This window comes from Sphingomonas sp. LC-1 (assembly GCF_025371035.1).
In the GTDB taxonomy this organism is placed as follows: domain Bacteria; phylum Pseudomonadota; class Alphaproteobacteria; order Sphingomonadales; family Sphingomonadaceae; genus Sphingomonas; species Sphingomonas sanguinis_E.
The window spans coordinates 212,485-226,226 of sequence record NZ_JANZXB010000007.1; the positions used below are offsets into that span (position 1 = coordinate 212,485).

General features: G+C 65.9%; 11 protein-coding genes and 1 pseudogene. 5 read left to right on the forward strand and 7 right to left on the reverse strand.

Annotated elements, in window-relative coordinates; translation table 11 throughout:
- Nucleotides 1-187 precede the first annotated feature (187 nt).
- Nucleotides 188-1,537, forward strand: coding sequence for a glutathione-disulfide reductase (gene gor / locus NZL82_RS12080; RefSeq protein WP_261270005.1), 1,350 nt, complete (start codon nt 188-190; stop codon nt 1,535-1,537).
- A gap of 160 nt (nt 1,538-1,697) precedes the next feature.
- Nucleotides 1,698-1,865, forward strand: coding sequence for a hypothetical protein (locus tag NZL82_RS12085; protein ID WP_261270006.1), 168 nt, complete (start codon nt 1,698-1,700; stop codon nt 1,863-1,865).
- Between the two features lie 21 nt (nt 1,866-1,886).
- Here the strand turns inward: NZL82_RS12085 and NZL82_RS12090 are convergent, their stop codons facing one another.
- The 7 genes from NZL82_RS12090 to ptsP all read right to left on the reverse strand — a co-directional run bounded on the left by NZL82_RS12090 (nt 1,887) and on the right by ptsP (nt 11,380).
- A complete protein-coding gene (locus NZL82_RS12090) occupies nt 1,887-2,516 on the reverse strand; it encodes a glutathione S-transferase family protein (protein WP_261270007.1) in 630 nt (209 codons plus the stop codon).
- Nucleotides 2,517-2,551: 35 nt separating this feature from the next.
- On the reverse strand, nt 2,552-3,433 hold the full coding sequence (locus NZL82_RS12095; protein WP_261270008.1) for a dienelactone hydrolase family protein: 882 nt from the start codon (nt 3,431-3,433) through the stop codon (nt 2,552-2,554).
- A 225-nt stretch (nt 3,434-3,658) separates the two neighbouring features.
- The gene (gene ftsH, locus NZL82_RS12100) at nt 3,659-5,626 is read right to left on the reverse strand and encodes an ATP-dependent zinc metalloprotease FtsH (RefSeq protein ID WP_261270009.1); all 1,968 of its coding nucleotides are present in this window, start codon (nt 5,624-5,626) and stop codon (nt 3,659-3,661) included.
- Between the two features lie 184 nt (nt 5,627-5,810).
- Complete coding sequence (gene tilS / locus NZL82_RS12105; RefSeq protein WP_261270010.1) at nt 5,811-6,803, reverse strand: tRNA lysidine(34) synthetase TilS; 993 nt, start codon at nt 6,801-6,803, stop codon at nt 5,811-5,813.
- 220 nt (nt 6,804-7,023) lie between these two features.
- Nucleotides 7,024-7,965, reverse strand: a complete 942-nt coding sequence (locus NZL82_RS12110; protein ID WP_261270011.1) for a tetratricopeptide repeat protein — start codon at nt 7,963-7,965, stop codon at nt 7,024-7,026.
- Between the two features lie 87 nt (nt 7,966-8,052).
- Nucleotides 8,053-9,015: a helix-turn-helix domain-containing protein gene (locus NZL82_RS12115; RefSeq protein ID WP_261270012.1), complete on the reverse strand. Its 963-nt coding sequence runs from the start codon at nt 9,013-9,015 to the stop codon at nt 8,053-8,055.
- Between the two features lie 91 nt (nt 9,016-9,106).
- Nucleotides 9,107-11,380 carry a phosphoenolpyruvate--protein phosphotransferase gene (gene ptsP / locus NZL82_RS12120; RefSeq protein ID WP_261270013.1) on the reverse strand — a complete coding sequence of 758 codons (2,274 nt, stop codon included), beginning with the start codon at nt 11,378-11,380 and terminating at the stop codon, nt 9,107-9,109.
- Between the two features lie 176 nt (nt 11,381-11,556).
- On the opposite strand from ptsP, the gene NZL82_RS12125 reads away from it, so the two are divergent.
- The 3 genes and pseudogenes from NZL82_RS12125 (at nt 11,557) to NZL82_RS12135 (ending at nt 13,619) form a co-directional block, all read left to right on the forward strand.
- Nucleotides 11,557-12,069, forward strand: a complete 513-nt coding sequence (locus tag NZL82_RS12125; RefSeq protein ID WP_261270014.1) for a DUF4142 domain-containing protein — start codon at nt 11,557-11,559, stop codon at nt 12,067-12,069.
- A 160-nt stretch (nt 12,070-12,229) separates the two neighbouring features.
- A pseudogene (locus NZL82_RS19825) lies at nt 12,230-12,400 on the forward strand (IS5/IS1182 family transposase); the annotation flags it as partial.
- Nucleotides 12,401-12,956: 556 nt separating this feature from the next.
- Complete coding sequence (locus NZL82_RS12135) at nt 12,957-13,619, forward strand: hypothetical protein (RefSeq protein ID WP_261270016.1); 663 nt, start codon at nt 12,957-12,959, stop codon at nt 13,617-13,619.
- Nucleotides 13,620-13,742 lie beyond the last annotated feature (123 nt).

The following is a 13,742-nucleotide window of genomic DNA, read 5'->3' on the forward strand; positions in this document are numbered from 1 at the left end:
TCGCGAGGAAAGACCTTGGTGAAAGCCCCCTCCGTCAGCGCTCCGCGCTGCCACCTTCCCGCCAGAGGAAGGAATTTTGAGTTTTCGATCACTGTCAGGGGGACGCTGAACTTGGCTCGGCGTCCCCCGTTGTGCTTTTAGGCGGGTCACACACCCGAGCATCTGCATTCCCGGAGAAACCGATCCCATGGCTGAGTATGACTATGACCTGTTTGTCATCGGTGCGGGATCGGGGGGTACGCGTGCGTCGCGGGTCTCGGCAGCACATGGCGCGCGCGTGGCGGTGGCCGAGGAGTATCGGGTCGGCGGCACCTGCGTCATTCGCGGCTGCGTGCCCAAGAAGCTGCTCGTCTATGGCGCGCATTTCGCCGAAGACCTGAAGGACGCCCGCCGTTTCGGCTGGCAGGTGCCCAGCGAGTGCGAATTCTCCTGGGAAACGCTGCGCGACAATGTCCTGTCGGAGGTCGATCGGCTGAACGGTGCCTATAAGAAGACGCTGGAAAGCCATGATGTCGAGATCATCGACCAGCGCGCGGTCGTCACCGGGCCGCATAGCGTCCGTCTGGCCGACGGCACCGAGAAGACCGCCGAGCGTATCCTGATCGCGGTCGGCGCCCACCCCGCCGTGCCCTCCTGTCCGGGGCATGAGCATGGCATTACCTCCAACGAGGCCTTCCATCTCGACAGCATTCCCAAGCGCGTGCTGATCGCAGGGGCGGGCTATATCGCGAACGAGTTCGCGGGCGTCTTCCACCAGTTCGGCGCGCACGTTACGCTGATCAACCGCAGCAAGGAAATCCTGCGCGGATACGACCTGACCATTCGCGACCGGCTGCTCCAGATTTCGATGATGAAGGGGATCGATTTCCGCTTCGACGCGACGTTCGAGGGGATCGAAAAGCAGGCGGACGGCTCGCTGCTGGTATCCATGTCGGGCCATGCCCCGATCGAGGTCGACTTGGTCATGTTCGCCACCGGGCGCGTCCCCAACACGCATGGCCTAGGTCTGGAAACCGCCGGGGTCGAACTGGACGATCAGGGCGCGATCAAGGTGGACGAGGACAATCGCTCGACCTGCCCCAGCATCTATGCGGTCGGCGACGTAACCAACCGCGTGCAACTGACCCCCGTGGCGATCCGCGAGGGACAGGCCTTTGCCGACACCATCTTCGGCAACAAACCGACCAAGGTCGATTACGACTGTATCCCCGCCGCCGTGTTCAGCCATCCGCCAATGGCGGGCGTCGGCCTGACCGAAGCCCAGGCCAAGCAGAAGCTGGGCTCGGTACGGGTCTACACCTCCGACTTCCGCCCGATGAAGAATGTGCTGGCGGGACGCGACGAGCGGGCGCTCTATAAAATGGTGTGCGACGGCGATACCGACCGGGTCGTCGGCCTGCATATGATCGGCCCCGATGTACCCGAAATCCTCCAGGCCGCCGCCGTTGCGGTCAAGGCGGGGCTGACCAAGGCGCAGTTCGATGCGACCGTCGCGCTGCACCCGACCATGGCCGAAGAACTGGTGCTGATGCGCTGAACCTTGCCCCTTGCCCTGCGACTGTCCCGTCGCAGGGCATATGATGGCTTTTCACGCCCATTTATATATCGCGCGAAACATTATCGCTGTGTATTCATGGGACATTGTGTAGCGCCAAGGGACGGCAATCGTCCGCGGCCCGATCGTCTTGGAAATAGTGATGCGTGATCAGATCATGTCGTTCGAACTGGTTATCTCTCATGCGCAGGCCGCGATGGACGGCGCCGACGCCCTGAACATGCCGCTGGCGGGCAATCATATCGCCGCCGGTCTCGACATGCTGCGCGCCGCCAAGGAAGAGCTGGAAAGCCGTCGCGAGTCGGCGTGACCGAACGCCTCGGCCGCGCCGTCAGCCGCTTGCCGATTCGCCCTCATCCTGGCCATCGTCCAGCGCCGTCGCGCGCAGATGCGCGGGACGATCATGGAGGCGGCCGATATAGGCCATGATCGCATCGGTCTTCGGCATCAGGCCGAATTGCGTGAACCACATCATCTGCGATCCGACATAGACATCCGCCGCGGTGAAGCGATCACCCGCGATATAGGGGCTGTTCGCCACCGCATCGCTGATGACGCCGACCGCGCGATCAAAATCGCCATATCCCGCCATACGCTGCTGCTCCGGCGTCACCGTCACGCCGAAGGCGCGATTGGTCGTCGCCGCCTCCAACGGCCCCGCCGCGAAGAACAGCCAGCGATAATAGGCGGCTTTCTCGGTGGGCAACGGCGCCAGTTCCGCATCGGGAAACGCCTCGGCCAGATAGGCACAGATCGCCGCCGTCTCCGTCACCACCTGCCCCTGGTGAACGATGGCGGGGACCTTCGTCATCGGATTGATCGCACGATATTCGGACGCCACCATCGTCGTCCCATAGTCGAGCACCACGACGTCATAGGCCGCGCCCGCCTCCTCCAGCATCCACCGCGCGATGCGCCCGCGCGAATGCGGGTTGGTATAGAGCGTCAGGTCGGCGGTCATAGGGTCTCTCCAGCGGGCGGCATTTTGCGCTAAGCTTATGCCCGGTCGAGATGACGGTGCAAGAAGGCGGTGGTCCGGTCCCAGGCCTGTTTGGCGGCGGCGGCATTATAGCGTTCGGCCGAACCGTCATTGTTGAACGCATGGTCGACGCCGGGATAGGTGTACGCCTCCACCGGCTTCCCCGCCGCACGCAGCGCCGCGACCCAGGGTTCGCCCGTCGCGTTCACCCGCGCGTCCTTGCCCGCATAATGGAGCATGAGCGGGGCCTGCACCTTCGCCGCTTCCGCCGGCGCGGGGGCCGGCCCGTAATAGGCCACGCCCGCCGTCAGGGCAGCGCCCGCCGCCACCGCCAGCCGGTTGACGAACGCGCCGCCCCAGCAGAATCCGACAGCACCGACCCGCCCCGTTCCCGATGCGTCGGCCGCCGCATGTGCCATCATCGCACGCGCCTGGGCCAATGCCAGATCATAGTCGAGCGAGCCGATCAGCGTGCGCGCCCGATCCTCATCGGCGGGCGTCCCGCCCTGTGGCGCGAGCAGGTCGGGCGCGATGGCGTGGAAACCGGCCAGCGCCAGCCTGCGTGTCACATCCTCGATATGCGGGGTCAGGCCACGATTCTCGTGAATGACCAGGACGGAGCCCAAACGCTTCCGCATGGACTTGGGGGTCGCGACATAGACCGCCGACCGTGCGCCCGCCTCCATGCCTTCTCGGCGGTCGATGCGCAGGCGCGTGTCATGGGGATCGACGATCGCCGCCGCCGCCGGGCTGGCGGCGATCCCCAGGATCAGCGCTTCGGCCGCCGCGGCCGACCCCGCCAGCGCGGTCATCTGACGCAGCAGGGTTCGGCGGTCGTGATGCTCATGGGTGAAGGCGTCGTAAATCCGGACGGCCTGGTCGTGCAACGCATCGGTCATGCGGACTTCCTCCCTTCGGCCAACCGTCACGCTATCTGCGGTGGCGTATTTGTGGCCGGTGGCGGAACTGTAAACCGCGTATGTTCAGAGGGCTAGGGCCGATCAACATCCTCGCCATCGGGCCTCCGAACCCGTTCAGCCCGAGCGGCGTCGAGGCCACGGAGCCGCCCAAACGAAAAGGGCCGCCCCCTCTTGGGAACGGCCCTTTCGTCACTTGCAGGATGATCAAGCCCCCAGAGGGGTAGGCGAGCCGAACGGCCCCGTGCCGCGACGGGTCTTGGGTATCGAAGTCCCCGCCTTCGCGATCGGCACCGTCTTGGCCTTGGGATCGTCGCGATCGATATCGTCGCCCGCGATCAGCTTCTTGATCTCGTCGCCCGACAGCGTCTCATATTCGAGCAACGCCCCCGCCAGCAGGTGAAGCTGGTCGACATGCTCGGTCAGCACATGCTTGGCGCGATGCAGGCCGCCCTCGACGATCGACTTGATCTCGTCGTCGATCAGCTGCGCAGTCTGGTTGGACATGCGCACCGGTTGGCTCGACGAGTAACCCAGGAAGCTTTCGCCCTCGGGCTGGGCATATTCCACGGGGCCGACCTTGTCCGACATGCCCCATTTGGTGACCATGTCGCGCGCCAGCCCCGTGGCGTACTGAATGTCGCCGCTCGCGCCACTCGACACCTTGTCGTAACCGAAGATGATCTCCTCGGCGACACGGCCACCCATGGCGACCGCTAGGTTCGCGTACATCTTGTCGCGGTGATAGCTATACGAGTCGCGCTCCGGCAGGCGCATCACCATGCCTAGCGCGCGACCGCGCGGGATGATCGTCGCCTTGTGGATCGGGTCCGACGCCGGTTCGTGCAGCGCGATGATCGCATGACCCGCCTCGTGATAGGCGGTCATCCGCTTCTCGTCCTCGGTCATGACCATGGAGCGGCGCTCAGCGCCCATCATGACCTTGTCCTTGGCTTCCTCGAACTCGGCATTGGCAACCAGGCGCTTGCCCTTGCGCGCCGCCATCAGGGCGGCCTCGTTGACGAGGTTGGCGAGGTCCGCGCCCGAGAAGCCCGGCGTACCCCGCGCGATGACGCGAGCGTCGACGTCGGGGGCCAGCGGCACCTTCTTCATATGGACTTCGAGGATCTTCACGCGGCCATCGATGTCCGGGCGCGGCACCACGACCTGGCGATCGAAGCGGCCAGGACGCAGCAGCGCGGGGTCGAGCACGTCGGGGCGGTTGGTCGCGGCGATGATAATGATGCCTTCATTGGCCTCGAAGCCATCCATCTCGACCAGAAGCTGGTTCAGCGTCTGCTCGCGCTCGTCATTGCCGTTGCCCAGACCCGCACCACGATGGCGGCCCACCGCGTCGATTTCGTCGATGAAGACGATGCAGGGGGCGCTCTTCTTGGCCTGTTCGAACATGTCGCGCACGCGGCTGGCGCCGACGCCGACGAACATCTCGACAAAGTCCGAACCCGAAATGGTGAAGAAGGGCACGCCCGCCTCCCCCGCGATCGCGCGGGCGAGCAGCGTCTTGCCAGTACCGGGCGAGCCGACCAGCAGTGCGCCCTTCGGGATCTTGCCGCCCAACCGGGCGAATTTCGAGGGGTCCTTCAGAAACTCAACGATTTCCTGCAGCTCTTCGCGCGCCTCGTCGATGCCGGCCACATCGTCGAAGGTCACCTTGCCTTCCTTCTGGGTCAGCATCCGCGCGCGGCTCTTGCCGAAGCCCATCGCACCGCTGGCACCGCCGCCCTTCTGCATCTGGCGCAGAACGAAGAAGGCGATACCGATGAACAGGATAAAGGGCAGCGAATTATAGAGCATCAGCATCCAGACCGAGGGTGCTTCCTCGGTCTTGGCGGTAAAGGTCACCCCTTCCTTGCGGAGGTGTGGGATGAGCTGCGAATCGGGGACGGGCGTTGTCTTGAACCGCTCACCCGAGGACAGCGTGCCCGTGATCGAATCGCGCGAGATGACGGCGGTCTTCACCGTCCCCTCGTCCACCTTGTCGAGGAAGGTCGAATATTCGATCTGGTTGCCGCTCTGCCCCGACGATCCCGCGCCCGACAGACTGACGAACAGGGCGAGCGCCATCAGGATGCCCACCCAGATCAACAGGCTCTTCATCCAGGGGTTGCCGCCCCCATTGGGATCGGGGCTCTGCTGCTTGTCGTTATCGTTCATCGGTGCCGGATACCTTTCATGCTCCAAGATAGGCATGACGAGGTTAATGGCAATGGAACAACGCCGATCATTGTGATCGGCGGACCGAGAGTATTCCCACCGTCGGCAAAGCGCGGGGACGCAGCTTCGCAAAGCGGCAAGCCTTGCGCCCCTCCGCCTCGCCCCTCCGACGCCGCCTGGGGAATTACCCCGTCCGGCGAGGCGGGGCGGGGCGGAAGCGCCATACCCCCGATCGGACGCTCGCGATCACACCGGCCTGGGTCGCGCGGCGACCTTCATAAAGCGACTCGAGCAACTTCTCGATATTGGCGCCCTCGGTCCAGCCGGGCGCATCGATCGCCGCGGCAGCGTGCACCGTTCCGATCGCGCGGCGGGCCAGCCTGCGGCCCAGTTCGCGCGGCAGATTCGCGGCATCGATGCGGACATTGTCGTCATCGATCTTCGCCCGCTCCTCCCACAGCCAGTCGACGGTGGCGCGAAGATCGCTGTCCGCCTCGGCCAATTGCTGCGCCGCGCGGGCGAGCTGCGCCACGCCCAGCCACTCATGTCCGTCGAGCAACTGGCGGAACCGGGTGCGATCGTGACGCGGATCGTGATTGGCGGGATCGTCGACAAAGGGGGCCTCCGCCCGGCGGACGATCTGGCGCAATTCGGCCCGCCGCCAGTCGAGCAGAGGACGCAAGATCGTCATCCCCGCAATCACCGTACGCGCCCGCACACCCGAAAGGCCCGACAGCCCGGCCCCACGCGCCGCGCGCATCAGGAAGGTCTCCGCCTGGTCGTCGGCGTGATGCGCGGTCAGGATCACCGGTGCGCCGAGGGCGCGCGCCTGCGCCGCCAGCAACGCATAGCGCACGTCGCGCGCCTGGGACTGGATGCTCGCTCCCGCGATCGGCGTCGCGGGGCGCAGGCCATGGTGCGGCACGCCCAACCCGGCGCAATGCTCCGCCACCATCCGCACCTCGTCCGCCGCCTCGGGACGAAGGCCGTGGTCCACCGTCGCCACGGCGATCTTCCCAGGAAAGGCCGCCGCCGCCAGGGTCAGCATCGCCATGCTGTCGGGCCCGCCCGATACGGCCAGCAGCAACGGCGTGGCATGGCAAGAAGGATCGTGAAGAAGCGTCAGATCGGCGGCGAAGCGCGCAATCTGATCGACGGCCGTGGCATCGGTGGCCATGATGCTCTCAAAACTGGTCAGGGATGTGCGCGCTCTGGCCCTTCCGGGGGACGGGCGCAAGAGATTTTACGAGCCGCCCGCCCGATCCAATGCCCTTCGCAAGCCCGGGGGCCCCTGTGCAACATGGTGGAGGGGTTGTCAGCGCCGCACCGGAAGCCTGCGCCGGCCATACCGCCTCCGCCAGTCCCCCGCCCCCTTTCGGGGCAGGAATATTATGCGATCACTCGCACTTGGCGGCCTTGCGACCGCTGACGACCTGCGTCTTCATCGATGCCGACATCTTCGCGCCATACACGTCGGTGAGTTCGTCATAGACCTTGCAGGCATCGGCGGCCTTGTTCAGCTTGGTCAGCGCCTGGCCCAGATAGAGCAGGCTGTCGGGCGCGCGTTCGCCGTCCGGGAATTTCTTGTAATTCTCGTAAAAGGCCATCGACGCCAGGCTGGGCTTGCCCGAGTCCAGGTAGGTGCGGCCCAGCAGATTCTGCGCATAGCTGGCACGACGGCTCTTGGGATAGTCGGTGACCACCTTCTTCAACTGGGTTTCCGCCTCGGCATAGCGCTTGGCGGTCCAAAGGCGATAGCCATAGAGATAGGCGTCCTCCGCCGGATCGCCGGTCGAGGGCTTGTCGACCGCCGCACCGCCCGCTGCCGGGGTGGTCGAGGCGGTATCGCCGGTGACGACCGATGCAGCCGCCGGGGTCCTGCCGGGGCGCGGGCCGCTGGGCGCGGCGGGCTCGGACGGGTCGAGCGGCGCACTCTGCCCCGCTGGCGCGATCGGCGCGGGGCCAGACTCCAACGCCTTCAGCCGCGCCTCGGTGCCGCGCTTATACGCGTCGAACTGATCCTGGAGCTGGCGGGTGCGAAAGCCGTTCTGCTCGATCTGGCCGGTCAGGCTCGCCATCTGTTCTTCCAGCGAGGTGACGCGCGCGGTCAGGTCGCTGATCGCGCTGGTGGCGGGCACGCCGGGGGCCTGTGCCTGGGTCTGGGGCGCGGTGATCTCGGGCTGGACATAGCCCCCCGCTCCGTTCGGAAAGACCTTGCGCTGGACCGCGCGCATTTCACTTTCCAGCTTGCCGACGCGGCCCTCGACATTGGACTGCGCGGTGGCGGCGGTCGGCAGGATCATCACGGCCGCGACCCCGGCCAGCAACAGATTACGCATCGGCTTCACCCCCCGGTGGGCATGGTGTTGAAAGGACGGGAATATCCTACCCCGTCGCGGCTGTCTCCAGCCTGAAAGCAAAGCCCCTTACAAATCCGCCGGGGCCGTGGCGGCGGTCGTCGGCGACGGCACAGGTGCCGCCGCGGCCGGGGTTGCGCCACCCGCATCGCCCGCCCCCGTCGTGGAGGAGCGCCGCGCCGGCCGCTCGCGCGGTGCGTTACGGCTCGGGGCCGGGCTCGTCGTGGTCGCGGAAGGCGCAGGTGCCCCCGACAGCCGCGCCGCGATCGCGCTGGAGTCCAGTCGCACATCCTTGATCGCACGCGATCCGTCGCCCAGCGGCGGCAGCGCCGTTCCGTTCAGCGTCACGGTCAGCTTGTCGGGACGACCGACATTCAACAGCGGCCCGTTGGCATCCGCAGGCACCTCATATTGCTCGCCCGGCTGGAGCGTGCCGATCTTCAGCGTCTTGTTGTCCGCATCATAGACGCGCAGCCACACCTCGCCCTTGGCGGTCAGCACGACCTTGCCGCCGGTTACCGGCGTCGGGCTTGGCGCGGGCGCGGGTGCCGCCTCGGTCGCATTGGCGAGCGGGGTCGCGGCGGGAACTTCCTGCGCGGTGCGGTCGCGGCGGAACAGGTCGGTGCCATACCACAGCCCCGCCAGGATCAGCACCGCCAGCGCCAGCCCGACGCCGATGATCGCCAGGCCACGCGAGGGCACGCGGGCCGGATCGGCAATATCCTGCGGCACATATTCGGTGGTGCGACGGCCGAGGCGATCGACATCGGCGCGCACCGCCTGAGCGATCGCAACCTCGTCCGCCCCGACGGCGCGGGCATAGGCCTTGGCGAAGCCGACCGCATAGGTAGCCGACGGCAGGCTCTGATAATCGGATGCCTCGATCGCCGCGAGATGGCGACTGGGGATGCGCGTGCGAGCGCCGATATCGCCCAGCGATAGCCCTTGCGCCTCACGCGCCATGCGCAGGACGTCACCGGCGCGGGCAGGTGCCGCTGGTGCGGCATCGTGGCCGGGATTGACCTCGTCCATTCTCAACTCCGAAGTGACCATGGCCCACCCCATGATCGCGGTCGTTCTTTCAGAGCCCCGGGCTCAAGTCAACGCGGGGCCCCGGCCAGGGTCAGGCCAATTCCACACCGTTCGTCGCAGCCCAGGCACCAAGCGCCCCACGCATGTCACGCACGGGATGCGCGAGCAGCCGCGCCATCTCCTCGGCAATCGCCGAACGGTCGAGCGAGCGGATCATCGCCTTGACCGGCCCCACCGCCGCAGGGGTGATCGACAGGCGTTCGATGCCCAGGCCGATCAGCGCCATCGCCTCCAGCGGACGCCCGCCCATTTCACCGCAGACGGCCACTGGCACCCCCGCCGCACGCGCCGGATCGACCACGCGGCGAAGGAAGCGCAGGATCGACGGGCTAAGCCAGTCATAGCGCTCCGCCAGCTTCGGATTGGCGCGATCGGCGGCGAACAGGAACTGGGTCAGGTCGTTGGTGCCGATCGACAGGAAATCGACATTCGGCAGGATCAGGTCGAGCTGTTCGGCGAGCGCTGGCACCTCCAGCATCGCGCCGTAACGGACATCGAGCGGCAGGCGGCGCCCGCGCGTGCCCAGCCATGCCCGCTGCGCCTCGAACAATGCCTTGGCCTCGTCGAACTCCCACGCTTCCGACACCATCGGGAACATGATGTGGAGCGTCCGCCCCGCCCCCGCCTCGATCAGCGCGCGGGCCTGTGCCTTCATCAACCCGTCCCGTTCCAGCGCGAGGCGAAGCGCGCGCCAGCCCATCGCCGGATTCTCCTCATGCCCATCGGCGGTGTTGAGATAGGGCAGCGCCTTGTCCCCGCCGATGTCGATGGTACGGAACACGACGGGACGGTCGCCCGCCGACTCCAGCACGTCGCGGTACAGCCGCTGCTGCCGCTCACGTTGCGGCAGGGTGGCGGAGACGAGGAACTGGAATTCGGTGCGGAACAGCCCGATCCCGTCCGCACCGGTGGTGTCGAGCGCGGCGGCATCGTCGCGAAGACCCGCATTGACCATCAGGGTGACGCGGTGCCCGTCCTTCGTCACCGGCGGCACGTCACGCAGAGCCGCGAAGGCCGCTCGCCGTTTCTGGCGCAGCGTCAGCTTGGCCTCGAACGCCTCCTCCATCGCGGAGGTGGGACGGACCAGCACGCTGCCCTCGGTCACGTCGAGCAGCAACTGGTCGCCATCCGCAATCTGGCGGCGGACATCGCTGACCCGGCCCAGCACTGGCACGCCCATCGCCCGCGCCACGATGATGACATGCGCGGTCAGCGACCCTTCCTCCAGGATGACACCCTTCAACCGCCGACGGTCATATTCCAGCAGCTCGGCGGGCCCCAGATTGCGCGCGATCAGGATCGTGTCCTGTCGCAGCCCCAGTTGCGCCGCCGTGCCCATCTGGCCCGACACGATGCGGAGCAGCCGATTGGACAGGTCCTCCAGATCGTGCATGCGGTCGGCGAGCAGCGGATCGTCGATCTGGCGCATCCGCTGGCGCGTACGTTGCTGCACGCGTTCGATCGCGGCCTCGGCGGTCAGGCCGCTGTCGATCGCCTCGTTGATCCGGCGCGCCCAGCCTTCGTCATAGGCGAACATCTTATAGGTCTCGATGACCTCGACATGCTCGCCGCCGACGCCGAACTCCGCCTCGCGCGCCATGCGATCAATCTGTTCGCGCATCTTGTCGAAGGCGGCATAGACGCGGCGACGCTCGGCATCGATATCCTCGGCGACTGTATGCTCGATGACGATGCGCGGCTGGTGATAGACGGCGAACCCGCTGCCCATGCCGTCGACCAGCTTCTGACCGCTCAAGCGGATCGAGGCGGTCATCTGCGGCCGCGCGCCCGCCGCGCCCGCCGCATCGATCAGCCCGGCATTGGCGATCAGTTCGGACAGCACCATCGCGACGGTCTGAAGCGCTTCGATCTCGACATCGGCATATTTGCGCGGGTCGGTATGCTGTACCGCCAGCACGCCCACCGCCCGCTCGCGCCGGATGATCGGCACGCCCGCAAAGCTATGGAACCGGTCCTCACCCGTTTCCGGCTTATAGGCAAAATCGGGGTGGCTGGCTGCCTCGTCGAGGTTCAGCACCTCGACATCCTCGGCGATGGTGCCGACCAGCCCCTCGCCCAGCGCCATCTTGGTGACGTGCACCGCCTCTTCGGCCAGACCGCGGGTCGCGAACAGTTCCAGCACGCCCTCGCGCAGCAGATAGATGGAGCACACCTCACTGCCGATCGCCTCGCCGATGATCTGAACCACCTGGTTCAGCTTGGCTTGAGCGGGCGTGCGCGACGCCATGACGTCGTGCAGGCGAACGAGGATCTCGCGGGCGGATGCGGCGGCCGAAACGGGCATGGCGACAGGGCTAACAGACGGGATGCGGCGGTGTCATGTGCTAATATCGCAGCGCCGGGGTTCATTGCCGCAAGCACCCCAAATAAAGATGCTGATTTGCATTATATCGCAGATATTTATCCGGAACAGCGGCGAGTGCGGCCGGTTGATTTGGCTATTCGTCACGGGAGAGCATCATGCCCAAGATCCTATCCGTCGCGCTTGCCCTGGGGGTCACCGCTGCCCCGGCCATCGCGCAGACCCCGCCGCCGCCACCCGCAGCGGCCAAGGCGCAAGCCGACGCCTATGTGAAGGCCGCCGGGACAAGCGATCTGTACGAGATCACCTCCAGCCGCATCGCGCTGCAGAAATCGCGTAACGCCGATGTCCGGCGATTTGCGCAGATGATGATCGACCACCATCAGCAGACGACCGCCGCCACCGTCCGCGCCGCCAAGCAGGACGGCCTGTCGGCCACGCCGCCCAGGCTGGGCCCTGCCGAGGCGTCGATCGGCGAACTCCGCCGCGCCTCCGCCCAGGACTTCGACCGATTATACATCGGCCAGCAATTGCCCGCGCATCAGGCCGCGCTCGACCTGCACCAGAGCTTCGCCGCGAATGGCGACAAACCCGCGCTGAAGACCAGCGCGCAGAGCGCGGTGCCGATCGTGCAGCAACATATTCAGATGCTGCAACAGATGCAGCCCTGAGCCTGCCCCCCTCCCCGAGCCTGGCTCAGGGGAGGGAACGCCGCGAAGCGATGGTAGAATGGTATCGGCACCCAGCGCCAGCATCCGCACCCCCAGGTCGTGCGGTCAGCTGCGCCCCCCATCCCACGCCCAACGCGGATGAGTTACCGACTAGCATTCTAGGAACTGCAACTTCGTGACTGTCCGGCACGATGTCGGCCAGGACGGCTTCATCCGCTATCGCGCGCGACAGCAGGACTGTGGCGGCTGCACCCTGCGGGATCGCTGAACGCCCAACATGCCCGTGCGCAAGGTCATCCGTTCGATCCACGAAGGGGCCCGCGACATAGCCACTACCCGCCTGAGCCGGTCGGCGCTGTACCGTGCAACTCAGCCGCAGCTTGCCTCCTTTCCGCGCCCCAACTTCTTCAACACAATCGGGTCGTACGGGACCCTGCTGGGACAGCGTGTGATCGAGTGAATTCACATCCGGCTAAAAGAGTCCGCAGAGTTGCGGCCGATAACCGAATCTGGTCCTCGCAAGAAAGCGATAAGCAAGCTCCTCCTCACACAGGACGATTCAGGAATTTCCGCTAGATGTTCGGTCAATATCCTGATCGAGATATGACGCCACATATGGGCAGCAATATCACATCCAGCATTGCGAACCAGGCAAGCCAAAGCGCGCTCCTGGTTCCAACTTTTGCGGGGGGATTGATATGCACAGCCCATCGGCCACGTCGGTTCCCGACGGCAGCCGTAACATATTCTTCGGTTCGCAGCGTACGCGATCGCTGGGGGCCGCCCTGCTCGCTGGCAGCGCGCTTTGCGGAACGCTATTGTCGCCGGGTTCGGCGGTGGCGCAAAGCGGTCAGGCCATCGCCTTGGATGCGCGCAGTCGCCCGGCCATGGCCCCCGTCACGGTCGACAGCACAAGCATCACGACGACGCAGGGCCAGCAACCGGGCATCTTCGTCAGAAGTTTCGACAGTCAGACCGCTTATGCAGGCACCATCATCGTCGAGAGCAGCTCGATCTCAACAGAGGGTGTCAATTCGTCCGGTATCGTCGTCGCTGACGCCGTTCGCCCGGGATTTGGCCTGCGCGCCGCGCGCGGCGGCACGGATACGCTTTCGATCGTCAGTCAGTCGATCAGCGTCAATGGTACTGGCGGCATGGGCATCCTCGTCGATCATCGGGGTCCGATCAGCATCAAGAGCGGCTCGATCACGACGAGTAGCCAAAATGGTGGGAACGCCGGCATTTACGTTTGGGCCGGCGACCGGGTCGACATCGACAGCGACCGCATTACGACGCCGAACGGGCCAGGCATCGTCATATACGGTGCTTCGGGGGCCGTCCGCATCAATGCCGCGTCCACGACGGTCGGCACCGGCGGCGACGTCGGAGTGTTTGCACGGACCAGCACCGGCGACATTTCGATCGTAGCGGGCACAACCTCGACCGCGCGGCGGGATATACTGAACGGTCAGATCACGGCCGATGGCGTGATCGGCATCTCGACGGGCGGCGGGGCGATTACGATCGACGCCGGTACCACGACGGTCTGAGCTGCCCCCTTCTGAGTGGTCCATGGACTATGACAGTCTGGATCAAAGAAGGGACAACGAATGCCTGCCAAGAAGCACAAGCCCGAGGAGATCATCGGCAAGCTGCGTGAGGTTGAGATCATG